We start from the raw sequence: 24,576 nt of genomic DNA, 5'->3' as shown, positions 1-24,576 counted from the left end.
GTCCATAGCGGGGGGTTCCGCGCCGTCATTAGCGTGACCAGCACCCGAGGGACGCGCCCCGCGCGTCCCTCGGCACCACCGCTCCCGCCCGTGACCGCTTCCGGAGGAAGGCCATGGCATCGTGACCAGCCGTCTGTCGGGTTTCAGGAATCTCTCCGTCGACCAGCGCCGTGCCCGCGCCGCCGAGGCCATGGAGGTGCCCCTCGCCCTGTTCGACGCGCTCTCGCCGGACCGGGGCCTCTCGCTCGACCAGGCCGACCACATGGTCGAGAACGTCGTCGGCGTCCTCGGCCTCCCGGTCGGCATCGCGACCAACTTCGTGGTGAACGGCCGCGACGTCCTCGTCCCCATGGCGACCGAGGAGCCCTCGGTCGTCGCGGCGGCCTCGAACCTCGCCCGGATGACCCGCGACCACGGTGGCTTCCGAACCTCGTCCAGCGTCCCGCTCATGCAGGCGCAGGTGCAGATCCTCGACGTCGCAGACCCGGCGGGCGCGCGGGTGCGGCTGCTGTCCGCGGCCGGGGAACTGATCGCGCTCGCCAACGAACAGGACCCCGCGCTGGTCCGGTTCGGCGGCGGGGCGCGCGAGATCTCCGTGCGGCTGGTGCCCAGCAGGCGGCAGACCTACGTGGTGCTGCACCTCGTGGTCGACGTGCGCGACGCCATGGGCGCGAACGCGGTCAACACCATGGCCGAGGCCATCGCTCCCCGCGCGGCCGAGATCGCCCGCGGGCGGACCCTCCTGCGCATCCTCACCAACAAGGCCGACCTGCGCCTCACCCGTGTCTCGGCGACCTTCGACGCGGGCCTGCTCGGCGGCCCCGCCGTCGTGGAGAACATGCTGGACGCGGCCGAATTCGCCGTCGCCGACCCCTACCGCGCCGCCACCCACAACAAGGGCATCATGAACGGCGTCACCGCCGTCGTCCTGGCGACCGGCAACGACACCCGCGCGGTCGAGGCGGGCGCGCACTCCCACGCGGTCGGTCCTGACGGCCGCTACACCGCGATGTCGCGCTTCGAGAAGAACGCCGACGGCGACCTGGTCGGCACGCTGGAGCTGCCCATGCCGGTCGGACTGGTCGGCGGCGCCACCAAGGTGCACCCCGTGGCGCGGGCCAACGTCACACTGCTCGGGGTGGAGACGGCGAGCGAGCTGGCCGAGATCATCGTGGCCGTCGGCCTGGCCCAGAACGCCGCGGCGGTGCGGGCGCTGGCCACCGAGGGCATCCAGCGCGGCCACATGTCGCTGCACGCGCGCAATGTGGCCGTGACCGCGGGGGCCACCGCCGCCGAGATCGACTCGGTCGTCGCGCGGATGGTCGCGGACAGGTCCGTACGCGCGGACGCCGCCGAGCGAATCCTGGCCGAACTGCGGGACCGGCCGTGACCCGGTCACCGGCCGCGCTCGGACTGCCCGTCGCCCACCGGTCGCCAGGACTGCCGGACCGGGTGACGGTCTACGAGGTCGGGGCCCGCGACGGGCTCCAGGCCGAGAAGGCGCGGGTGCCCACCGCGGCCAAGGTCCGGCTGATCCGCGACCTGACCGCCGCCGGGCTGCCCGTGGTCGAGGCGACCAGCTTCGTCTCCCCGCGCTGGATCCCGCAGTTGGCGGACGCCGCCGACGTGCTCGCCGCGCTGCGGGAGGCGGGCGCGGACCTGAGCAGACACCCCGTCCTGGTGCCCAACGACCGCGGTCTTGACCGCGCCCTGGACGCCGGGGCGTCGGCCGTCGCGGTCTTCGTCAGCGCGACCGAGACCTTCGCGCGCCGCAATCTGGCGATGGGCCGCTCGGAGGCGGTCGAGGTCGCGGGAAAGGTGACCGAGCGGGCACTGGCCGCGGGCGTCCGGGTCCGCGGGTATGTCTCGATGGTCTTCGGCGATCCCTGGGAGGGGCCGGTCCGCCCGGAGCGGGTCGCGGAGGTCACCCGGGCCCTGGCCGACGCCGGGTGCCACGAGGTGAGCCTCGGCGACACCATCGGCGTCGGCACACCCGGCCATGTGGGCGCGGTCCTGGCAGCGGTCGCCGAAGCGGGTGTGGCCCGCGACCGGATCGCCCTGCACTTCCACGACACCTACGGCCAGGCCCTGGCCAACGTGCACGCGGGACTGCTCGCCGGGGTCACGACCTTCGACGCCTCGGTCGGCGGCATCGGCGGCTGCCCGTACGCGGGCTCCGCCACCGGCAACCTCGCGACGGAGGACCTGCTCTGGATGCTCACCGGTCTCGGCATCGAGACCGGGGCCGACCTGGACGCGGCGATGCGCGCGGGGCTCCGCGTCACCGCGCTCCTCGGCCGGCCGTCCCCGTCACGGGTCGTCCAGGCCCTGGACCGCGACTGGCCGGACGGGGACGGGGACCACTGAGGCGCGGGTGGTCAGCGCTGGCGGACGGTCAGTACGGGCAGGCGGTCAGTACTGGTAGAAACCCGCGCCCGTCTTGCGGCCGAGGCGGCCCGCGTCGACCATCCGCTGAAGGATCGGCGGCGCCGCGTACAGCGGCTCCTTGTACTCCGAGTACATCGAGTCGGCGATGGCGGCGACGGTGTCGAGGCCGATCAGGTCCGACAGCTTGAGCGGGCCCATCGGGTGCGCGCAGCCCAGCTCCATGCCGTTGTCGATGTCCTCGCGGGTCGCGATGCCCGACTCGAACATCCGGATCGCGGAGAGCAGATACGGCACCAGGAGCGCGTTGACGACGAAGCCGGAGCGGTCCTGGGCGCGGATGGCGTGCTTGCCGAGCACGTCGGTGACCAGCGCCTCGGTCCGCTTGAGGGTGTCACTGCCGGTGGTGAGCGCCGGGATCAGCTCGACCAGGCGCTGCACCGGGGCGGGGTTGAAGAAGTGGATGCCGATGACCTGGTCGGGCCGCGAGGTCGCCACGGCCAGCTTGACCAGCGGGATCGAGGAGGTGTTGGAGGCCAGGATCGCGTCCTGCCTGCTCACCACCTGGTCGAGCACCCGGAAGATGTCGATCTTGACCTGCTCGTTCTCCACCACGGCCTCGATGACCAGGTCGCGGTCGGCGAACTCGCCCAGGTCGGTGGTGAAGGTCAGCCGGCCCAGCGTCTCGTCGCGCTCAGCCTCGGTGATCTTGCCGCGCTCCGCGGCCTTGCCGAGCGAGTTCGTCAGCCGGGTGCGGCCCAGCTCCAGGGCCTCACCGGTGGTCTCCGCGACCCGGACGTCGAGCCCGGCCTTCGCGCACACCTCCGCGATGCCCGCCCCCATCTGGCCCGCGCCGACCACTCCGACGCGCTGGATGTCACTCACTCGTCAGCCCCTGCCGCTTCCGTGCACCGCTTCCGTGTACCGGACAGACGTTACCTGTGTCCGGTACGCGCGGGACCGGCCGGGTGCCGGTCCCGCGCGTAGCCGAAGGAGCCGGGGTCAGCCCACGGAGCAGGCGGAACCGTTGAGCGAGAAGGCGGCGGGGGAGGTGTTCGTCCCCGGCGCGCTGCCGGTGAAGCCGAAGGTCGCGGAGCCGCCCGCGGGCAGCACCGCCGCGTAGCTCGGCGCGGTGACCGTCACGGCCGCGCCGCTTTGCGTGTAGTTCGCGCTCCACAGCGACGTGATGGTCTGGCCGCCGCCGAAGGACCAGGTCAGCTTCCAGTTCGAGATCGCCGCCGAGCCGTTGTTCTTGACCGTGACCGACGTCTGGAAGCCGCCGGGCCAGGAATTGGTGACGTCGTACGCCACCGAGCAGGCGCCGGAGCCGGGCGGTGTGGTCGGCGGGGTGGTGGGAGGCGTGGTGGGCGGGGTCGTCGGAGGTGTGGTCGGGGGAGTCGTGGGCGGGGTCGTCGGGGGAGTGGTCGGCGCAGTCGTACCGCCGGAGCCGTCCGAGGTGTCGCCGTAGATGATGCCGCGGCCGTTGGTCGCGATGTAGACGCGGCCGTAGACCCGGGGGTCGCCGGTGATCGCGGTGTTGGTCACGCCGTACTGGTGGGCGTTGTCGTTGATCCGCACCCAGTTCGCGCCCGCGTCGGTGGAGCGGAAGATGCCGCGGACGCCGCCGATCTTCGCGCTGGTGTAGAGCGCCTGGTAGGCCGCGCCGGGGGCGGCCTTGCCGAAGCCGATGGTGTCGGCCTCCTGCACGTTGGCCAGCTTGGTGAAGCTCGCGCCGGAGTTGGTGGAGTGCCACAGGCCGTACGCGCCGCCCGTGCTGCCGCCCGCCACCCACACGTCGCCCTCGGCGCCGGGCAGCGCCTTGAGCTTGCCCGCCTCCGCGGGCAGCCCGGTGGCCGCCGTCGCGGCGAAGGTCGCTCCGCCGTCGGTGCTCACGTAGAACTTGCCGCCGTAGACGCCGTAGAACTTCTTCGGGTTGACCCGGTCGGAGCCGATGGCCGCGCCGGTCGGGATGCCGGTGGAGTCGGACCAGGAACCGCCGAAGCCGACCGAGTACTTGACGCCGGTACCGGACGGGGCCCACAGGAAGCGGCTGCCGTCGGCCGCCGCGGCGACCGTACCGCCGCCGCTGACCCCGGACGGGTCGGTGCCCGCGAACCAGTTGGCGCCGTTGTCGGTGGAGAAGGCGACATGCGCGCCGCTGTCCGCGTTGCCGACCCTGACCATGGTGTTGGCGTTGGTGGCCGCGAAGTCCAGGCTCGTGGTGGTGGTGAAGTTGGGCTGGGTGAACATCATCGGGGGCACGGCGGTGAGGTCGGTGTGCCGGAAGCCGCCGATGTCACCGAGCGCGCTGATCAGCGGCGCGCCGGTCGGCGGGCTGATCAGGTCCTGGACCGACGTCTCCTCCAGGCCCTTGGCGTTGGGCTTGACGGTGAACTTCGCCCCGGTGTCCCAGTTGGTGAGGTTGTCGGTGCCGTAGACGGTGGCCCCGGTGCCGTACCACATGCGGTTGGAGTTGAACGGGTCGATCTCCAGCGACTCGGTCATCCAGCCGAGCTTGGGGGTCTCCTCCGGCGGCGACGGGTTGGCGCCCCAGCTCAGCCACGGCGACGAGGAGACGTCCATGGTGTAGCGGTCGGCGCGGTTGGGGTAACTGGTGAAGTCCCAGGCCCGCGTCCAGGTCGCGCCGCTGTCGGTGCTGCGGAAGATCTGGGTGTCGGCCCACCACGAGCTGTAGCCGGTGACCATGATCGTGCCGGGGTGCTGCCGGTCGACGGTCATACCGCTGTAGCCGAAGTACGTGTCCGCGTCCGACATCGGGCTGATGTTGGTCCACGCGCCGGTCGCGGTGGCGTACCGCCACACCTGGCCCTTGGCGCCGTCGTACGGGCCGCCGGTGTCACTGGTGGCGAGGTAGAGGTAGCCGTTCACCGCGTCCAGCACGCCCTTGTGCGCGATGTACCCGGTGGGCTGGCCCGCCAGCCGGGACCAGGTGGCGCCGCCGTCGGTCGAGCGGTAGACGGTGTTGGCCTTGTCGGCCACACCCACGTAGATGGTCTGCGTGGTGGAGCCCTTGGTGCCGGTGCGCGGGTCGAAGGTCACCCACACATCGCCCTGGTTGTCGCTCTGGTAGCCGCTGCTGTCGGACGGATCGGCCACGTAGTTCCCGACGTTGGGGAAGGCGGTGACCTTCGCCCAGGTGACACCGGAGTCGGTACTGCGCCACAGCCCGTTGCCGCTGGGCGCGGCGAAGTACAGGACGCTGTCCTTGTTGGGGTCGATGGCCAGCCGCTCGCCCATGCCGCGGCCGGGCATGTTGCCGCCGAGCTTGAACGGCAGCGCGGTCGCCGCCCAGGTCGCGCCGCGGTCGGAAGAGCGCAGGATGGCGCCGTTGTCGGGGTCCCAGGAGTTGGTGTACATGCCGACGGCCGCGTAGACCTTGTCGGGCGCGAGCGCGTCGGTGGCGAGGCTGACCACGCCGTTCCTGTTCCAGTCGGTCCAGCCCACCGAATCCAGCAGCGGCGTCCAGGACTTGGTGGCCTCGTTCCAGCGGTAGGCGCCGCCGATGTCGGTCCGCGCGTAGGCGAGGTTCTTCTCCGACTGGTTGAAGACGATGCCGGGCACGAAGCCGCCGCCGTCGATCCTGACGTTCTTCCAGGAGTACGTGTCCGCGACGGCGGCCGGTGCGGCGGTGGCCGGGGCCGCGGTGGCCGTGGCGGTGACCGCGGCGACCGCGGAGGCGCCGCCTATCAGGGACAGGGCCGCGACGAGCGCGGCGAGTGGTCTGCGGAGCATGGAAAGGCGTCCTCTCCGTACGGACGCGGGCCGCGCCGGGCCCGCGCGTGCGGGTGGTGGGGGGATGGACGGTGGCGCTATACATAGGAGGTGTGGGAGCGCTCCCATGATGTTAGCGCCCGCGCCGACGCCCGAGAAGGGGTCGTCAACGCTCCGTCCCGGCGGGGGCCGCGCGAGGGAGTGGACCGAACGGCGGGTTGCCCCGGCGCCGGAAGTCACCCATCATCGGCGGATCATGACGGATGATCAGGAGGTACGGATGGACCGGCTCACCCGCAGGACCTTCACTGTCGCGGCGGCGGGCGCGCTGGCCGCCGTCATCCCCGGCTCGGCGGCGCGGGCGGCCGAACCCTCCCGCGCCCCCCAGGGCGCACCGGGTCCCGCGGGTCACGGCGGACCCGGTGGTCACGGCCGCGACCTGCGCGGCATGTGGATCGCCTCGGTCGCCAACACCGACTGGCCCTCGGCCCCCGGACTCCCCGCCGACCAGCAACGTCAGGAATTGCTCGACCTGTTGGACACCGCGGTCGAACGGGGGCTCAACGCGGTGGTGTTCCAGGTCCGGCCGACCGCCGACGCCTTCTGGCCGTCGGCGTACGAACCCTGGTCGCGGTACCTGACGGGCACTCAGGGGCAGGACCCCGGCTGGGACCCGCTGGGCACCGCGGTGCGCGAGGCGCACCGCCGCGGCCTGGAACTGCACGCCTGGTTCAACCCGTACCGCGTCTCGATGGACACCGACGTCACCAAGCTCGCCCCCACCCACCCGGCCCGCCTCCACCCCGAGTGGATCGTGCCCTTCGGCGGCAAGCTCTACTACAACCCCGGACTGCCCGAGGTCCGACGTTTCGTGCAGGACGCGATGCTGGACGCCGTCCGCCGCTACCCCATCGACGCCGTCCACTGGGACGACTACTTCTACCCGTACCCGGTCGCCGGCCAGGTCTTCGACGACGACGCCGCCTACGCGCGGTACGGCGCCGGATTCCCCGACCGCGACGCCTGGCGGCGGGACAACACCGACCGCCTGGTGCGCGAGACCGCCGCCAGGATCAAGCGGATCCGGCCGAGCACCCAGTTCGGCATCAGCCCCTTCGGCGTCTGGCGCAACGCCGCCACCGACCCGCTGGGCTCGGCCACCACCGCGGGCGTCCAGACCTACGACGACCTGCACGCGGACACCCGCAAGTGGGTCAGGGAGCAGTGGATCGACTACATCGTTCCACAGGTCTACTGGAACATCGGCTTCGCGGCGGCCGACTACGCCGCCCTCGTCCCCTGGTGGTCCGACGTCGTCCGTGGCACCAACGTGCGCCTCTACATCGGCGAGGCCCTGTACAAGGTCGGCGTCGCGGGCCAGCCCGACGCCTGGCAGGACCCGGCCGAATTGACCCGCCACCTCGACTTCTGCGCCCGCTACCCGCAGGTCCGCGGCAATATCTACTTCTCCGCCTCGCAGGTTGTCGCCGACCCCTTGGGCGCGATGAGCCTGGTCGCCGCCCGCTACCACCACCGCGGACGCCGCTGACGGCGGGCGGTCGGTCCTTCCTGCCCGGCCACGTCCGTACCGCCTGGTGTCAGCCGCCCCACGGCAGAAGGCCGCCTCAGGCGATGCGGGGCCGCGCCGCAGCGCCGGTCCGGCTCACCAGGGCCGGACCACGGCGCCGGTGTCCGCGTCTCACGGCGAGGGTGCGAGCACATTGCGTATGCGGGTGGCGATGTGCAGGTTGAGGCGCGTCTCGACGTCACCGAGGTCGTGGCCGGTGATCTCGCAGATGCGCTGGAGGCGGTAGCGGACGGTGCTGCGGTGGATGTGGAGTGCCTCGGAGGTCGCGTCGTAGCTGCCGCCGCTCTCCAGATAGCGCGAGAGTGTCGTCACCAGCCCGGTGCGGTGGCGGGAGTCGTAGTCCAGCAGGCGTCCCAGCCATTCGCGGACGAATCGGTCGGCTTCCCGTTCGCCTTCGCCGGTGCCCAGCATGCGGCACAGGCCCAGCTCCTCGAAGCCGGTGCTGCCGTACGGGTCCTGGGAACCGCGGCGGACGGCGAGGGCGCGGACGGCCTCGTCGTAGGAGCGCGGCAGATCGGCGACGACCTCGCAGCGGCCGCCGATGCCGACGGCTCCGGCCCCGGTGCCGAGCTCCTTCGAGACGGCCCTGTACAGCGCGCCTTCCGGGGCACCCCGGTCTTCCCGGGGCTCCAGGACGACCGTGGCCGAGCCACGGGAGCCGACGAGTACGTTCAGGCGCAGCCGCCGGGCCGCCCGCGCCGCCGCGTCGCCGAGCGCGGCCCTGCCGACCGTCCCGGCCCACTCCAGTACGGCGACCCTGTACGGCCGGTGCAGGTCGTGGCCGAGGACCGCCGCCCGGGCGAAGTCGTCGTCGGTCGTCTCGCCCGAAATCAGCCGGTCGACCAGGCCGTGGCGCAGCAGGGGCTCCAACTCGGCCAGCCTGCGCTCGTGCGAGAGCGCGGGGGCCAGCACCAAGGCGGCCTGTTCGAGCGCTGAGCAGTCCGTTTCCGTCGCCCGCCGGTCAGGATCGACCAGCGCGGCCACGCCGAGCACTTCCCCGGCCATTTCGATGGGGACGAGCAGCCGGTCCCCGTCGCGGACGGCGCCGGGACGGTGGCGCGCGTCACGGATCAGGGCCTCCCGGTCCCGGTGTCCCGGGGCCGGGCGCGGCCCACTCCCGGGCCGCCCGGAGGGTTCGCCCCCGCCGTGCCCCGCCCAGGCCCGCGGGTTGCCGAAGCGGTCCTCGGTGAGGACCGCGAATCCCGTATGGTCGCGCAGGGCCTCCAGGACTCCCGACTCACCGCTGCCCGAGGCAGCGGCCCGGGAGAGCGCGTGGTCAGCGGCTAGCCGTGCGGCCAGGGCGGAGACGCTCGCGCCGGGGCCGGCAGCCGGTGAGAGGCTCTCTGCCGTCGGCGGCCCTGCGATCCCCGGCCAATGGTGTGAGCGGGCGCCGACCGGCTCTCCCCGGCGCCGGCTGAGGCGTGCCAGGGCGATCCCGGTCTGCTGCGCGAGCAGATCCGTCAGCGCGGTTTCGTCGGTCGAGGGTGCGGTCGCGCCCCCGACGACGAGATAGCCGAGGCAGTCGTCCCCGTATCGCAGCGCGACGGCCCGCGCCCACCGTCCGTCCGCCCGGTACAGATTCCGGCTGCGGCCGTCGAGAGCGTCGATCCGCCGGTCGAGCCGATCGGCGGCCACCATCTCCGCGGCTGCCTCGGCCGGGGCCCGGCCGTTCGGCTCCGCACCGGGCTCCCGCGCCACGGTGCTCCCCGGTCGGGCGTCGGCGGAGACAGCCTCCGGGCGTGGAGGGCAGCGGCGCGCCGCACCATGGTGCACGGCGTACGCCGCTTCGGCGACGAAGGGACCGGCGGCGGCGATCGCCGCCATGGCACCCCACAGCACCTCTCGCTCGTCGTCGCCGTCGAGCATGACCGTCACCAGCCGTAGCAGCGCGTGACGCGCGGCCCCCGGCTGCGGCACGGGGTGAGGCGGGTCGGCGGTCGGAAACGGAAGAGCGTCCATCGCAGGTCCATTCGCGGCTCGAATCAGCCCCCTCTCAACGTACGCCGCTCGGCACGGGCCCTCACCTGCGAGCCGTCGCCGCCCCCCGTCCTCGGGGACCGGAAAGGCGGCGCGGATTGGTCATCCCGGGGCGAGGAAGTCCACCGCGTACTGCGTAAGGCTCGCAGACTGTGCGGGTCCGGCGCCGTGCGCCCGGCGGCCCGCCGGCCGGTTCCGCCTCGCGACGGAGGAGATTCTTATGGCGAAGGCAGTAGGCATCGACCTCGGTACCACCAACTCGGTCATCGCCGTCTGGGAGGGCGGTGAGCCCACCGTCGTCCCGAACGCGGAGGGGGCCAGGACGACCCCGTCGGTGGTCGCCTTCTCCGATGACGGCCAGCGGCTGGTCGGACAGCTCGCGCGCCGGCAGTCGATCCTCAACCCCAAAGGCACCATCACCTCCGCGAAGCGGTTCATCGGACGTCGCTACGACGAGATCTCCGACGAGGCCAAAGCGGTCTCCTTCGACGTGGTCGAGGGGCCCGGCGGGGTGGCCCGCTTCGAGGTGAGCGGCAAGCAGTACGCGCCGGAGGAGATCAGCGCGCAGGTGCTGCGCAAGCTCGCCGACGACGCCGGGAAGTCGCTCGGCGAGAAGGTGACGGAGGCGGTCATCACCGTACCGGCGTACTTCAACGACGCCCAGCGCCAGGCCACCAAGGACGCCGGGAAGATCGCCGGCCTCGAAGTCCTGCGGATCATCAACGAACCGACAGCCGCGGCGCTGGCCTACGGGCTGGACAAGCAGGGCCACGAGACGGTCATGGTCTTCGACCTCGGCGGCGGCACGTTCGACGTGAGCCTGCTGGACGTCGGCGACGGCGTCGTGGAGGTCCGCGCCACCGCGGGCGACTCCCATCTGGGCGGCGACGACTTCGACCGCCGACTGGTGGACCACTTGGCGGACGGCTTCCAGGCGTCCGAAGGCATCGACCTGCGTAAGGACCCGCAGGCATTGCAGCGCCTGTTCGAGGCGGCCGAGAAGGCGAAGACGGAGCTGAGTTCGGTCACCCAGACCCAGGTGAGCCTGCCCTTCATCACGGCGGACGCCTCCGGGCCGAAGCACCTCACCGAGACCGTCCGCCGCTCCACCTTCGAGCAGATCACCTCGGACCTGGTGGAGCGCTGCCTGGAACCGGTCAGGACGGCGATGAGCGACGCCAAGGTCACCGACAACGACATCGACGAGGTCATCCTCGTCGGCGGCTCGACCCGCATACCGGCCGTGCAGAACCTGGTCCGCCGGCTGACCGGCGGCAGGGACCCGAACATGAGCGTCAACCCCGACGAGGTGGTGGCGCTGGGCGCCGCCGTCCAGGCAGGCGTGCTCAAGGGCGAGGTCAAGGACGTCCTGCTCCTGGACGTCACCCCCCTGTCGCTGGGCGTCGAGACGGCCGGCGGTGTGATGACCAAGATCATCGACCGGAACACCACCATCCCCGCCCGCCGGTCCGAGACCTTCTCCACCGCCGAGGACAACCAGCCGGCCGTGGACATCGTCGTGCTTCAGGGCGAACGCGAACTGGCAGCCGACAACCGCGTGCTGGGCCGCTTCCGGCTGGAGAACCTGCGGCCGGCCCGGCGTGGGGAGACCCAGATCGAGGTCACCTTCGACATCGACGCCAACGGCATCCTCAAGGTCAGCGCCAAGGACCGGGACACCGGCGCCGAGCAGTCGATCACCATCAGCGAGGGCTCCAACCTCGACCCGTCCGAGGTCGAGCGGATGATCAACGAGGCCGAGAACAACCGCACCAGCGACCAGGCCCTGCGCGAGGCCATCGACGCCCGCAACGAGCTCGACGCCGCCGCCTACCAGGTGGAGCGCCGGCTGGACGACCTCGGCGACGCCGCACCGGAGCACGAGCGCGCCCGCGCCCAACTGCTCACCGACGAGGCGCGTACCGCCGTCAAGGAGGAGGCTCCGGCGGAACGGTCCCGGAGCCTGACCTCCGAACTCCAGCAGATCCACGCGGCGCTGGCCGCCCACGCCGCTGAACCGGGCGGAGCCGGGGGCGGCGGAGCCGAGCCCGGCCAGGGGCCCGGGGGCGACTCCCCGAGGGGCGACGACGACGTCATCGACGCCGAATTCGACAAGAGCTGAGGCGGCGACATGTCGGACCAGGAACAGACGCGTCCCGCCGAGGACCGCTCCCCGCCCGAGTCCGAGCCGACGCCGCCCGAGTCCGAGCGGACGCCGCCCGAGCCGACGCCGTCCGAGCCGACCTCGCCCGAGCGGAGTGCCGCACCGCGGACGCCCCCGCGGGCCCCGGAAGCCAGGGAGCGGGAGGCGGAGTCCACACGCCGCGGCCCCGGTGCGGAGGAGCTGGAGGACCGGTGGCGGCGAGCCCTCGCCGACCTCGACAATCTCCGCAAGCGCTACGCCCGTGAGCTTCCCCGGGAACGGGAGGCCGAGCGGGCCAAGGTGGCCGCGGCGTTCCTCCCGGTCGTCGACAACCTGGAACTGGCCCTCGCCCACGCGGGCGCCGACGACCGCGGCGCGATCGTCAGCGGAGTCCGGGCGGTACGCGACCAGGCCGTCGAGGTGCTGCGAAGCCTCGGCTACCCCCGCTACGAGGAGACCGGCGTCCCCTTCCACCCCGAGCAGCACGAGGTGGTGTCCGTGGTGGATGAACCCGACACACCTGCGGGCACCGTCGTCCAGGTGCTGCGGCCCGGTTATGGCGACCCCGGTCACCAGCTGCGGCCGGCCGCGGTGGCGGTCAGCCGCAAGCAGGAGTGAGGCCGCCATGGCAGAGGACTACTACGAGGTGCTCGGCGTCCCGCGCGGCGCCGACGCGGCCGAGATCCAGCAGGCGTTCCGTACCCTGGCTCGCCGCTACCACCCGGACGTCAACCGCGATCCAGCCGCCGAGGAGCGCTTCAAGCAGATCAACGAGGCGTACAGCGTGCTCTCCGACCCCGGCACCCGGTCGCGCTACGACCGTTTCGGCCCGGACTTCCGGCAGATCCCGGAGGACTACGACGAGCGCGTCGCGGCCGGCCAGGGCTTCGGCGGCGGAGCCGGCGCGTACCGCGGCAGTCCCTTCGCCGGCACCCGAGGCGACGGCCGGGCAGGCGCCCGGACCTGGACCGAGTCCGACTTCGACGCCTCTGGCGTGGACTTCGAGGATCTCTTCGGAGGCGTCTTCGGCGGCCGGGCGCGCGGCGCCGGGCGGGGCAGCCCGATCCCCGGCGCGGACCAGGAGGCCGAACTCACCCTCAGCGTGGAGGAGGCGTACCGCGGCGGCCGACGGAAGATCACCCTCGGCGGGCCCGGCGGGGAGCGCAGTTACGACGTCACCATCCCGGCGGGCGTCGTCGACGGGCAGCGCATCCGGCTCGCGGGGGAGGGCGGCCGGGGCCGCGGCCCGGGTTCCGCCGGGGACCTCTATCTGGTGGTCCGTATCGCCCGCCATCCCCGCTACCGGCTCGTCGGGCACGACGTCCACGTCGATCTGCCGGTCACCGCCTGGGAGGCCGCGCTGGGGGCGACGGTGCCGGTCTCCGGTCCGGGCGGGACGGTCAAGGCGCATGTGCCGCCCGGTACCTCCACCGGCCGCCGGTTGCGGCTGCGCGGCGAGGGGATGCCACGCCCCAAAGGCTCCCCGGGCCACCTCTACGCCGAAATCCAGGTGATGGTGCCGCCCTCGCCCAGCCCGCGTGAACGTGAGTTGTTCGAGGAACTGGCCGCGGTCTCCTCCTTCGACCCGAGGAAGCAGACATGAGAGCCGAACACCGTTCTCCCGCCGAAGGCGCCGGACAGCCCGGCTCCAGGGCTGCCTATCCGCTGGTGCGCGTCCACCGGACCAGTACCACCCCTTATCAGCTCTCCATGGCCGCGGTGGCCGGCCGCAGTGGACTGCCGCCCGAACTCGTCAGGCGTTTCGTGGCTCTCGGTCTTGTCGACGCCGAGCGTGACGCCCGGGGCCGGCTGTGGTTCCGGGCGAGCGCGCCGTCGGCCCTCGCCCGAGTGCAGCGGCTGCGGGACGGACTGTGTCTCAACTACGCGGCCATCGGCGTCGTCCTGGACATGCTCGACCGCATCGAACGCCTGGAAACCGCACTGCGGCGCAGCGAACGAGCCGCCAAGGAGCCCACACCATGGACATGAATCGCCTCACCCAGAAATCCCAGGAAGCGCTCCAGGAAGCACAGAGCGCCGCGGTCCGTATGGGCCACACCGAGGTCGACGGGGAGCACCTGCTGCTGGCCCTGCTCGATCAGCGCGACGGCCTGACCACCCGTCTGCTGGCCGACGCCGGTGCCGACCCGGCCGCCCTGCGGGCCGCGGTCGAGGCCGATCTCGTCAAACGCCCCCGCACGACGGGGCCGGGCGCCGCCCCCGGCCAGGTGATGGTGACCCAGCGGCTGGCCCGGCTGCTCGACAGCGCCGAGCAGGAGGCCAAGCGGCTCAAGGACGAGTACGTCTCCACCGAGCACATGGTGCTGGCCCTGGTGGACGAAGGGGCGACCAGCGCGGCCGGTCGGCGACTCGGTGAACAGGGCGTCACCAAGGACTCCTTCCTCACCGCCCTCACCACGGTGCGCGGGAACCAACGGGTCACCTCCGCCACTCCTGAGGACGCCTACGAGGCCCTGGAGAAGTACGGGCGGGACCTCGTCGTGGAGGCCCGCACCGGCCGCCTCGACCCGGTGATCGGCCGGGACGCCGAGATCCGCCGGGTGATCCAGATCCTCAGCCGCAAGAGCAAGAACAACCCCGTCCTGATCGGCGAACCGGGCGTCGGCAAGACCGCCATCGTCGAGGGTCTGGCCCAGCGGATCGTGCGCGGCGACGTGCCGGAAGGGCTGCGGGACAAGACGGTGTTCTCGCTCGACATGGGGTCGCTGGTGGCCGGGGCGAAATACCGCGGCGAGTTCGAGGAGCGCCTCAAGGCCGTTCTGTCGGAGGTCAAAGGCGCCGAGGGCCGGATCCTGCTGTTCGTGGACGAGCTGCACACCGTCGTCGGGGCCGGCGCCGCCGAGGGCGCGATGGACGCGGGCAACATGCTCAAGCCGATGCTGGCCCGCGGCGAGCTGCACATGATCGGGGCCACCACGCTGGACGAGTACCGCAAGCACATCGAGTCCGACGCCGCCCTGGAGCGCCGCTTCCAGACCGTCCAGGTGGACGAGCCGACCGTCGAGGACGCCATCTCCATCCTGCGCGGCATCCGCGAGCGCCTGGAGATCTTCCACGGCGTCAAGATCCAGGACAACGCCCTGGTCGCCGCGGCCACCCTCAGCCACCGCTACATCAGCGACCGCTTCCTCCCGGACAAGGCCATCGACCTGGTCGACGAGGCATGCGCCCGGCTGCGGACCGAGATCGACTCCATGCCCGCCGAACTCGACGAACTCACCCGGCGGGCGACCCGACTGGAGATCGAGGAGGCCGCGCTGGACCAGGAGACCGACCCGGCCAGCCGCGCCCGCCTGGAGGACCTGCGGCGCGAACTGGCCGACCTGCGCGGTGAGGTGGACGCCAAGCACGCCCAGTGGGAGGCCGAGCGCCAGGCCATCCGCAAGGTCCAGGAACTGCGCCAGGAATTGGAGCGCGCCCGGCAGGAGGCCGAGCAGGCCGAACGCGCCTACGACCTCAACCGGGCCGCCCAGCTGCGCTACGGAACCGTCAGCGAACTGGAGCGCCGGCTGACCGCCGAGGAGGAACAGCTCGCCAACAAGCAGGGCGAGAGCCGACTGCTGCGCGAGGTGGTGACCGCCGAGGAGATCGCCGAGATCGTCTCGGCGTGGACAGGTATCCCCGTCACCCGCCTTCAGGAGGGCGAACGGCAGAAGCTGCTCAAGCTGGACGAGATCCTGCGCGAGCGGGTCGTGGGCCAGGACGAGGCCGTCCAGCTCGTCGCCGACGCGGTGATACGGGCCCGCTCCGGGGTACGCGACCCGCGGCGGCCGATCGGCTCCTTCATCTTCCTCGGCCCGACCGGTGTCGGGAAGACCGAGCTGGCCAAGACGCTGGCCGCGGCGCTGTTCGACAGCGAGAGCAACATGATCCGCCTCGACATGAGCGAGTACCAGGAACGCCACACCGTCAGCCGCCTGGTCGGCGCGCCCCCCGGATACGTGGGTTACGAGGAGGGCGGCCAGCTTACCGAGGCGGTCCGCCGCAAGCCGTACTCCGTCGTCCTGTTCGACGAGATCGAGAAGGCGCACGCCGACGTCTTCAACACCTTGCTCCAGGTGCTGGACGACGGCCGGATCACCGACGCGCAGGGACGTACCGTCGACTTCCGCAACACCGTGATCATCATGACCTCCAACCTCGGGTCGCAGTACCTGCTCCAGGACGCCACCCAGGCCGGCGAGATCAAGCCCGAGGCGCGGGCGCTGGTGATGACCGAACTCAACGGTCATTTCCGCCCCGAGTTCCTCAACCGCGTCGACGACATCGTCCTCTTCCACCCGCTCGGCATCGCGCAGATCGAGCGCATCGTCGATCTGCTCCTCGACGAACTGCGCGACCGCCTCTCCGAACAGCGCGTCACGCTCGTTCTCACCGAGCCGGCCCGCCACCTGATCGCGGCCGAGGGCTACGACCCGGTCTACGGAGCCAGGCCGCTGCGCCGCTTCATCTCGCACGAGGTCGAGACCAGGATCGGCCGCGCGTTGCTCAGCGGCGAGGCACGCGAAGGCGTGACCATCGTGGTCGACGCCGCAGGTGGCGAACTGACCGTCTCCCTCCAGGACCAGCCGCAGGAGCCGTGATGAGCACCTCTCAGGAAGGCCGCTACGACCGCCCGGCCCGCGACGGCACCACTGGCGCGCAGGCCCGGGTACGGACCGTCGTCTGCGCCAACTGCGGCCGGACCAACCGCGTACCCGCCGCGGCGGGCGGCCGTCCGCGCTGCGGAAACTGCCGGGCGCCGCTGCCGTGGATCGCCGAAGCGGGCGACGCCGACTTCGGTGAGGTCGCCGAGCAGGCGAGCCTGCCCGTGCTGGTCGACCTGTGGGCCACCTGGTGCGGCCCCTGCCGGATGGTGAGCCCGGCCCTGGAACAGGTCGCCGAGGACCTCGCCGGCCGGATCAAGCTCGTGAAGGTCGACATCGACACGTCACCGGCCCTGGCCAGACGGTTCGAGGTCCAGGCCGTCCCCACCCTGCTGATCCTCGACCACGGCAGGCCCGTCGCCCGCCAGACCGGCGCCGCGCCCGCGAACGCGCTCCGCCAGTGGGTGAACGAGTCGCTGTCGACGTCCCCCGGACCGGCCGATCCCGCGACCAGGAGGCCGTGATGACCACTCTTCCCGACCCGCACCTGTCCATGGTCCGGCCCGTGACGCCCAGGACACCGCAGGGCTGCGAGGACTGCCTGCGCATGGGGACTGCGTGGGTGCACCTGCGGCTGTGCCTGACCTGCGGACACGTCGGATGCTGCGACTCCTCGCCGATGCGCCACGCCCGTGCCCACGCGGCAGCCGACGGGCACCCGATCGTGCGGTCGTTCCAGCCCGGCGAGGACTGGCGGTGGTGTTTCGTCCACGAGTCGATGGTCTGAGCCGGGCGGGCTCGCACGGCGCCTCCGACACCGCGTCCGCCGCTGTTCCCCTCCTCTGCCGTACGCGTCCACCGCCGTTCCTGACGAAGGAAGCGAACCGTCGTGATGCCGCCCCTGACCCCGACCGCCGACGTTCACGACGCCTACCCGCGGCTGACGGACGACCAGATCGCGCTCCTGGACCCCGCCGGACAGGTGCGGCAGGTCAGGGAGGGGGAACACCTCTTCCGGGCGGGCGAACGCACTGAACAGTTCTTCGTCGTCCTCAGCGGCACGGTGGCCGTGGTCGAAGGCCAAGGCGACCAGGAGCAGGTCGTCCAGGTGCACGGTCCGCACAGCTTCCTCGGCGAACTCGGCGTGCTGGAGGGCCAGACCGCCTTCCTCAGCGCGGTGGTGAGAACACCGGGCGAGGTACTGGCGGTGGGCTCGGCGGCCCTGCGCGATCTGCTCAGCCGCGAACCCGCGCTCGGCGACGTGATCCTCCGCGCCTACCTGTTGCGCCGTACGATGCTGGCCGGCGCGGGCACGGGCTTCCGCATCATCGGCTCCGCCTTCTCCTCCGACACCCGGCGGCTGCTGGAGTTCGCCGCCCGCAACCGCCTCCCGCACCGCTGGTTCGATCTGGAGAAGAACACCGAGGCCGAGGCGCTGCTCACGCGCCTGGGGATCGCTCCGCAGGAGACCCCGATCGTCGTCTGGAACGACCACCGGGTGCTGCGCAATCCCTCCAACGCCGCGCTCGCCCGGGTCATCGGGCTGCGCGCCGGGACCGCCGCGGAGGCCGTCTGCGACCTGGTGGTGGTCGGCGCGGGACCCGGTGGCCTGGCCGCCGCGGTGTACGGCGCCTCCGAGGGACTCTCCACCGTCGTGCTGGACGCCGTGGCGACCGGCGGCCAGGCCGGCACCTCCTCCCGGATCGAGAACTACCTCGGTTTCCCCGCCGGGATCTCCGGCATGGAGCTCGCCGAACGCGCCGTCGTACAGGCCAACCGGTTCGGCGCCCGGATCGACGTCCCCGCCGAGGCCGCCGGCCTCGAACAGCGCGACGGGAACAGCGTGGTGCGGCTCGCCGACGGCGGCACGGTCACCGCCGCCAACATCGTGGTGGCCACCGGCGCGCGCTACCGGCGGCTGACCGCCCCCGGCGTCGAGCGGTTCAGAGGACTCGGGGTGCACTACGCCGCCACCGTCTGGGAGGCACGGACCTGTCGTCTCGATCCGGTGGCCGTCGTCGGCGGCGGCAACTCCGCCGGTCAGGCGGCCCTGTTCATGGCACGCGAGTCGCCCGCCGTCCACCTTCTGGTCCGCGGCGACGACCTGGAACACAGCATGTCCCGCTACCTGATCGACCGGATCGAGCGGCACTCGCGGATCCATGTCCGGCCGCATACCGAAGTCCGGGAGGTGACCGGCGAGGACCGGGTCGAATCCCTCGTCGTCGAGGACAACCGCACCCGCGAGCAGCAGACGCTGGCGGTCCGCGCCCTGTTCGTGTTCATCGGCGCGCGCCCCGCCACGTCCTGGCTCGCCGACGCCGTCACCCTGGACCGGCGCGGCTTCATTCCTACCGGGCAGGACGTGGTCCACCTGACAGCGGACCTCTGGAATCCCCTCGCCCGCGCCCCGCTCGCCCTGGAGACGGGTCTGCCGGGCGTCTTCGCCGTCGGCGACGTCCGCAGCGGCTCGGTCAAACGGGTCGCCTCCGCCGTCGGTGAGGGCGCCATGGCCGTCCGCCTGGCGCACGAGCACCTCGGTGAGGTGGGGCCACCCGCCGTCCGCTGACCTCAGCCCATGCCCACCGCGAGAGGGTGACAGGGCAGGTCCGGGCCTCGACCGCCGCGGACAGCTCGGATCTGACCCGCGGCGACTCGCGGCGACTCGCCGCACCTCGCGGCACCTCGTGGCAAGGGGACACGTCAGCGAGGACCCGTACCGCCTTCCTCCACCACCGCCACCTCGCCCGCCGGAACGGCGACGACTCCCGGCACGCGGGCGCCGGACAGGAGGTCGGTTCCCGTGGCGGCCACATGCGCGGTCGCCTCGGTGTGGTTGACGACGAAGAGCCAGGACCGCTCCCCGGAAGGCCCGCTTCTGCGGATGACCTCCACGCCGTCGCCGGACCCCCGGGGCGCGGGCGCGCAACCGGCCTGCGCGGCCCACCGGGGAAGCAGGCGCAGGAGGGACGGAACGTCGGGGCGGGTGGCGAGATAGCGGACGTTTCCGCGGCGCAGGACCGCCGGGCCACCGGCCGCGGGCCCGTCGGCGAAGCGGCACTCCACCTCGGTCCCGGCGTCCGGGACGACCCGCTCGGCCCATACGTTCCCGGTCGAGCCGTCGTCCAGGGCGACGGTGGCTCCGGCCGTGAGCGGCAGGTACTCGTCCACGGTCAGGCCGAGCAGATCGCGGAGCGCTCCGGGGTACGGCCCGGGATGGACACGGTCGTCGGGGTCCACCACGCCGCTGAAGGGACCGACGACCAGGTGGCCGCCGCCTTCGACGTACGTCTCCAGGGCGCGCGCCGTCGAAGCGGACAGCGCGTACAGCGAGGGCACGAGCAGAAGCCGGTGCGCACCGGGGGCGGGGGCGGGGACGATGTCGCAGCCCAGACCGGCGGTCCACAGCGCGCGGTGCCAGGTGCGGAGCGCGTCGCCGCAGGTCAGGTCCGAGCTCGGCCGGTCGGGCAGCTCCAGGGCCCACATCGCCTCGTAGTCCAGGAGCAGCGCGACCGGGGCCTGCGGGCAGGTGCTCTCGGCGACGTCGGCCAGACGCGACACGGCGTTGCCGAGGGCGCTGGCCTCCCGCCGGACCCGGGTGTCCTCGCCGCCGTGCGGGAGCATCGCCGAGTGCCATTTCTCCGGGCCGTACGCGGACTGCCGCCACTGGAAGAACAGCGTTCCGTCGGCGCCGCGGGCGAGGTGCGTCAGGGTGTTGCGGGCCATCTCGCCCGGGACTTTGGCGATGTTGCGGGGCTGCCACTGCACCCCGGAGGTGGAGTGCTCCATGAGCAGCCAGGGCCGCCCGCCGGCCAGCCCGCGGGTGAGGTCGGCGGCGAACGCGAGCTCGGCGGCGCGGTGCGGATCCTCGGACCCGAGGTAGTGGTCGTTGGAGACGATGTCGACCTCCCGCGCCCAGCGCCAGTAGTCGCTCCAACGCAGCGCGCTCGCCATGAAGTTGGTGGTGACCGGACGGCCGGGGGAGTGGGCGCGCACGATGTCGCGCTCGGCCCGGAAGCAGGCCAGGTGTTCGGCGTCGCTGAACCGGTAGAAGTCCAGCCACAGGGCGGGCGGGAGGCGGCTGGTACTGGTGCGCGGCGGGGTCACCTGGCTCCAGTCGCTGTAGGTCATGCCCCAGACGCCGGTGCCCCAGCGGTCGTTGAGGGCGTCCAGGTCGTCGCCGTATGTGGTGCGCAGCCAGGTGCGGAACGCCGTCGCGGAGGTCTCGCACCAGCAGTGCGCGTTGCCGTTGGCGTACTCGTTGTTGACGTGCCACATCACCACCGCGGGATGGTCGCCGTAGCGCTCGGCGAGGCGGCGGGTGACGATCGCGGCGCGCTCCCGGTAGAGCGGTGACGACGGGCAGTACGCCTGCCGCGAGCCGGGCGCCAGCCGCCGTCCGTCGGCGGTCACGGGCAGCGACTCCGGGTGGGCGTGCGAGAACCATAGGGGCGGAGCGGCCGTCGGCGTGGCCAGGTCGACGGCGATGCCCGACGCGTGCAGCAGCTCGACGGCCTCGTCGAGGCCGGAGAAGTCGAAGGCGTCCCGCCGGGGCTCGATCCAGGACCAGGCGAAGACGCCGAGCGAGACCAGATTGACCCCCGCCTCGCGCATCAGGCGGACGTCGTCCTTCCACGTCGCCGCGTCCCACTGCTCGGGGTTGTAGTCGGCGCCGTATGCGGGGCGCGGAACACGGCCCCAGACGGAATGCTGCCGGTCGGGTCGCGACATGCGCGGGCTCCTGAATCCTGGAATACGAAAAGGGGTGGGGAATGCGAGGACGAGTGAGGACGAGAGAAACGACGAGAGCGGGGACGAGAGCGAGGACGCGTGACGGCGCGCGCGGGCTCGGTGGGCGAGCGGGGCCGGTGGAGGCACCGGTCCGGCCCCGCTCGGGTCAGGGGCGTACCGGGTGTCCCGTCCCTCAGCATTGAGCGGCGAATGCGCCCGGCGGCGAACGGACGAGGCACTTGGAAGGGAATGCGAAAGGCGCCGGGGAAAGCGTCGTGAAAACGCGCGGCGCACGTCGTGTCCGGGCGCCGAACGCGAGTGAAAGCGCGGCCGGCGCTGCCTGGCCATGACGTCAGGCGCCGGTGAAGTGCGTCGGCCGGTGCGCCAACTTAGAGCGATCACCCAGGGGTGTCAACGCCCGTCGGCGGTCATCCCCGGCGCGCCCGCCGGCCGTACGGGACGGTGGCCGGGAGGGCCCCGGGTGACGTCCCGGGGAGCCGGTCCGCCGTGTCCCAGGCGCCGTTGAGGTGGCTGGAAAATCTTCCCGTCACCGTCTTGACCCCTCCCGGCAACGTGCGTACGTTTCCGGATCATACGTAGAAGCAGAGGCCATGACAGCTCAGCCACTCGTGCTCATACGTATGTGCACCCCCTTTTGTGCGCTGTATCGCCACTCACGAGGAGCAGGAGTCAGCCATGCCCACCAGAAGAGCCTTTATCGCTCGCGCCGCCGGGGCGGCCCTCGCCATACCGCTGGGGGCGAGCGCTTGCAAGAGCGGTACGGCCGCCACGGGCGGTGCGGGCAAGGGCTCGGGCGCGCTGGTCTTCGGGAAGACCGACGGCGGGACGACCTTCATCCGCAACTACAACGTCTTCGGCCCCGCCATCCAGAAGTCGCCCAACGCCGAGATGATCTATGAGCCGTTGGCGCGGGTCGACTACAGCGACGGCGCGAAGGTCAAGCCCTGGCTGGCCAAGAGCCTGGAGTTCGACCCGACGGGCACCACGCTCACCGTGAAGCTGCGCGAGGACGTGACCTTCTCCGACGGCAAGCCCATGACCGCCGACGACGTGCTCTTCTCGCTGAACCTCCCGCTGAAGGACCCCAGCTTCAACCTCGGCGGCACCACGTACGACCGCGTCGCCAAGGTGGACTCCTCGACCGTCACTGTGCACTGGCCGCACGCCGCCTTCAGCGAGCTGAGCCAACTCGCCTCCATCCAGGTCCCGGTGGTGCCCGCGCACATCTGGCAGGGCAAGAACATCAAGAGCTGGTCCAACCCGGACCCGGTCGGCACCGGCCCCTTCACCCTGGACCGGTTCGCGCCCCAGCAGATCACCCTGCGCGCGCGGACCGACTACTGGGGCGGCCGGTTCGCCGTGAAGCAGATCAAGATCATTCCGACCAACGGAGACGCCCTGCGCGCGCAGTTGGTGCGCGGCGACGTGGACTGGGCGCTGGCGGCCTGGGGCAACGGCGAGCAGGAGTACACCGCCAAGGATCCCCGGCACAACCTCTACCAGAAGTACGCGACCGGCGGCGCCTACTCCCTCTTCTACAACACCGCGAAGGCGCCCTTCGACAACGTCCACGTACGGCGGGCGCTGGCGATGACGATTCCCCGCAAGGACATCGTCACCACCCTGGAGCGCCCCGGCACCGAGGCGGGCCCGACGGGGCTGGTGGACCAGATCTACGGGGACGTCATCCTGCCCGAGTACCGGGGCAAGGTGCAGCAGGTCGACGCCGAGGCGGCCAAGAGGGAACTCGCCCTCAGCGGCTACGAGGTCAAGGGCGGCAAGCTCGTCAAGGACGGCAAGTCCTACGCTCCGAAGCTCTCGTTCAACCAGGACTTCGGGTGGGACCCCTACGCGAACATGATGGTCCGCGCTTGGCAGGAGCACCTGGGGATCAAGGTCAAGTCGGTCGGCGCGCCCGGCGCCAACCTCTACGAGCAGCAGCAGACCGGCGAGTTCGACCTCACCATCAGCACCTCGGGCGGAGCGGGCGTCGCCGGTGTCTACAGCGCCCTGAGCAGCCGGGCGTCGCGGCCGCTCGGGCAGACGGCCGCCACCAACTTCGGCCGGTGGAAGGACGCGCCGACCGACGCCGCGATCACCGACCTGCTATCGTCGGCCGACCCGGCCGTCACCAAGAGCGCGGGCGAGAAGCTGCAACGGATCGTCGCCGAGCAGGTGCCGTACAGCCCGATCTACAACAGCTACTGGTTCGTCCTGATCAACGCCAAGCGCTGGAGCGGCTGGCCCACCCCCGAGCACTTCTCCTACGTGCCCTTCCCCGGCAACGGTCCCGACGCCACCCTCACCCTGCTCAACTTGAAGCAGGCCACCACGTGACCGCGATCGCCGCCTCCGCCGTACCGGCGGCCGGCCGGTTCCGGATTCCGCGCCGCTGGGGATTCCTGCTGCGCCGACTGGGCTTCTACCTGGCCGCCACCTGGTCGGCGATCACCCTGAACTTCTTCCTGCCCCGGATGATGCCCGGCGATCCGTCGGCCGCGATCGTCGAGAAGCTCCAGACCGTCAGCGGTCAGCAGATGTCGCCGAGCGCCATGGAGTCCATCCAGAAGGTGTTCGGCAATCCGAACGCCGGTATCGGCCGCCAATACCTGGACTACCTCAGTCAGTTGGCGCACCTCGATCTGGGCGTCTCGATCAGCAACTACCCCACCCCGGTCACCAGCCTGCTCCGGCAGGGCCTGCCCTGGACGATGCTGCTGGTCGGCGTCACCACCGTGATCGCGTTCGTCCTGGGCACCGGCATCGGCGCGATGGCGGGCTGGAAGGCGGGCAGCCGGTTCGACACGATCGTCAGCCCGCTGACCACCTTCGTCTCGGCGGTCCCCTACTTCTGGATGGCGCTGATCGGCCTGTGGCTCTTCGCCTTCCAACTCGACTGGTTCCCGCTGGCCGGCGGATACGACGCCGACCTGACGATCGGCTTCTCGCCGTCGTTCGTCCTGAGCGTGCTGCACTACGGAGTGCTCCCGGCGGCGACCATCGTCTTCTCGGCCTTCGGCGGCTGGCTGCTGGGCATGCGCAACATGACCGTCACCACGGTCCGTGAGGACTACGTCCTGCTCGCCCAGGCCAAGGGCCTGTCCGGCCGCCGGGTCATGCTCCGCTACGCCGCCCGCAACGCGGTCCTGCCGAACTTCACCGGCTTCACCCTCGCACTCGGCCACGTCGTCGGCGGCGCCCTGCTCACCGAGGTCGTCTTCAACTACCCGGGCATCGGCTATCTGCTCTACACCTCTCTCCAACAGCGCGACTACCCGGTGATGCAGGGCGTGTTCTTCCTCATCACCCTCACCGTGCTGCTGGCCAACCTCCTGGCGGACTCCGTGTACGTGCTGCTCGACCCGCGCATCAGAGAAGGGGGGTGACCGGCC

The 24,576-nt window shown here is 71.7% G+C and carries 17 protein-coding genes; 13 read left to right on the top strand and 4 right to left on the bottom strand.

Going from position 1 to position 24,576, the window contains the following annotated elements; translation table 11 throughout:
• The first annotated feature begins 121 nt into the window (after positions 1–121).
• Entirely contained in the window at positions 122–1,390 is a 1,269-nt protein-coding gene (locus ACFY9V_RS11585) for a hydroxymethylglutaryl-CoA reductase, degradative (protein WP_391160954.1), read from the top strand.
• The gene (locus ACFY9V_RS11580; RefSeq protein ID WP_391160952.1) at positions 1,387–2,367 is read left to right on the top strand and encodes a hydroxymethylglutaryl-CoA lyase; all 981 of its coding nucleotides are present in this window, start codon (positions 1,387–1,389) and stop codon (positions 2,365–2,367) included. The genes ACFY9V_RS11585 and ACFY9V_RS11580 overlap by 4 nt, the downstream gene beginning before the upstream one ends.
• Positions 2,368–2,412: 45 nt before the next feature.
• On the opposite strand, the gene ACFY9V_RS11575 is transcribed toward ACFY9V_RS11580, so the two are convergent.
• Positions 2,413–3,270, bottom strand: coding sequence for a 3-hydroxybutyryl-CoA dehydrogenase (locus tag ACFY9V_RS11575; RefSeq protein ID WP_355332800.1), 858 nt, complete (start codon positions 3,268–3,270; stop codon positions 2,413–2,415).
• 117 nt (positions 3,271–3,387) lie between these two features.
• Complete coding sequence (locus tag ACFY9V_RS11570; RefSeq protein ID WP_391160950.1) at positions 3,388–6,138, bottom strand: cellulose binding domain-containing protein; 2,751 nt, start codon at positions 6,136–6,138, stop codon at positions 3,388–3,390.
• Between the two features lie 259 nt (positions 6,139–6,397).
• Between ACFY9V_RS11570 and ACFY9V_RS11565 the strand changes: the two genes are divergently transcribed.
• Positions 6,398–7,666, top strand: a complete 1,269-nt coding sequence (locus ACFY9V_RS11565; RefSeq protein WP_391161382.1) for a family 10 glycosylhydrolase — start codon at positions 6,398–6,400, stop codon at positions 7,664–7,666.
• Between the two features lie 150 nt (positions 7,667–7,816).
• On the opposite strand, the gene ACFY9V_RS11560 is transcribed toward ACFY9V_RS11565, so the two are convergent.
• Complete coding sequence (locus tag ACFY9V_RS11560; RefSeq protein WP_391160948.1) at positions 7,817–9,664, bottom strand: helix-turn-helix domain-containing protein; 1,848 nt, start codon at positions 9,662–9,664, stop codon at positions 7,817–7,819.
• Positions 9,665–9,902: 238 nt separating this feature from the next.
• On the opposite strand from ACFY9V_RS11560, the gene dnaK reads away from it, so the two are divergent.
• From dnaK to ACFY9V_RS11520, 8 genes are all read left to right on the top strand, one after another.
• On the top strand, positions 9,903–11,804 hold the full coding sequence (gene dnaK / locus ACFY9V_RS11555; RefSeq protein WP_391046389.1) for a molecular chaperone DnaK: 1,902 nt from the start codon (positions 9,903–9,905) through the stop codon (positions 11,802–11,804).
• Positions 11,805–11,813: 9 nt separating this feature from the next.
• On the top strand, positions 11,814–12,443 hold the full coding sequence (locus ACFY9V_RS11550; protein WP_391160946.1) for a nucleotide exchange factor GrpE: 630 nt from the start codon (positions 11,814–11,816) through the stop codon (positions 12,441–12,443).
• 7 nt (positions 12,444–12,450) lie between these two features.
• Positions 12,451–13,428: a J domain-containing protein gene (locus tag ACFY9V_RS11545; RefSeq protein ID WP_355332789.1), complete on the top strand. Its 978-nt coding sequence runs from the start codon at positions 12,451–12,453 to the stop codon at positions 13,426–13,428.
• Positions 13,425–13,814: a chaperone modulator CbpM gene (locus ACFY9V_RS11540; RefSeq protein WP_391160944.1), complete on the top strand. Its 390-nt coding sequence runs from the start codon at positions 13,425–13,427 to the stop codon at positions 13,812–13,814. Before ACFY9V_RS11545 ends, ACFY9V_RS11540 begins: the two co-directional genes overlap by 4 nt.
• Positions 13,805–16,429 carry an ATP-dependent chaperone ClpB gene (gene clpB / locus ACFY9V_RS11535; RefSeq protein WP_391160942.1) on the top strand — a complete coding sequence of 875 codons (2,625 nt, stop codon included), beginning with the start codon at positions 13,805–13,807 and terminating at the stop codon, positions 16,427–16,429. The genes ACFY9V_RS11540 and clpB overlap by 10 nt, the downstream gene beginning before the upstream one ends.
• Positions 16,429–16,956, top strand: coding sequence for a thioredoxin (gene trxA / locus ACFY9V_RS11530; RefSeq protein WP_391160940.1), 528 nt, complete (start codon positions 16,429–16,431; stop codon positions 16,954–16,956). The genes clpB and trxA overlap by 1 nt, the downstream gene beginning before the upstream one ends.
• Positions 16,956–17,219 (top strand): UBP-type zinc finger domain-containing protein, encoded by a 264-nt coding sequence (locus ACFY9V_RS11525; protein ID WP_355332779.1) that lies wholly within the window; start codon positions 16,956–16,958, stop codon positions 17,217–17,219. Before trxA ends, ACFY9V_RS11525 begins: the two co-directional genes overlap by 1 nt.
• 105 nt (positions 17,220–17,324) lie before the next feature.
• On the top strand, positions 17,325–19,001 hold the full coding sequence (locus ACFY9V_RS11520) for an FAD-dependent oxidoreductase (protein WP_391160938.1): 1,677 nt from the start codon (positions 17,325–17,327) through the stop codon (positions 18,999–19,001).
• Positions 19,002–19,135: 134 nt separating this feature from the next.
• On the opposite strand, the gene ACFY9V_RS11515 is transcribed toward ACFY9V_RS11520, so the two are convergent.
• Entirely contained in the window at positions 19,136–21,163 is a 2,028-nt protein-coding gene (locus ACFY9V_RS11515; RefSeq protein WP_391160936.1) for a beta-galactosidase, read from the bottom strand.
• Positions 21,164–21,859: 696 nt separating this feature from the next.
• On the opposite strand from ACFY9V_RS11515, the gene ACFY9V_RS11510 reads away from it, so the two are divergent.
• The gene (locus ACFY9V_RS11510; protein ID WP_391160934.1) at positions 21,860–23,521 is read left to right on the top strand and encodes an ABC transporter substrate-binding protein; all 1,662 of its coding nucleotides are present in this window, start codon (positions 21,860–21,862) and stop codon (positions 23,519–23,521) included.
• Positions 23,522–23,526: 5 nt separating this feature from the next.
• On the top strand, positions 23,527–24,570 hold the full coding sequence (locus tag ACFY9V_RS11505) for an ABC transporter permease subunit (protein WP_391161381.1): 1,044 nt from the start codon (positions 23,527–23,529) through the stop codon (positions 24,568–24,570).
• Positions 24,571–24,576: the final 6 nt, after the last annotated feature.

The sequence above is a fragment of the Streptomyces sp. NPDC008317 genome (assembly GCF_042955955.1).
Lineage (GTDB): Bacteria > Actinomycetota > Actinomycetes > Streptomycetales > Streptomycetaceae > Actinacidiphila.
This window is presented reverse-complemented; position numbering and strand designations above follow the sequence as displayed.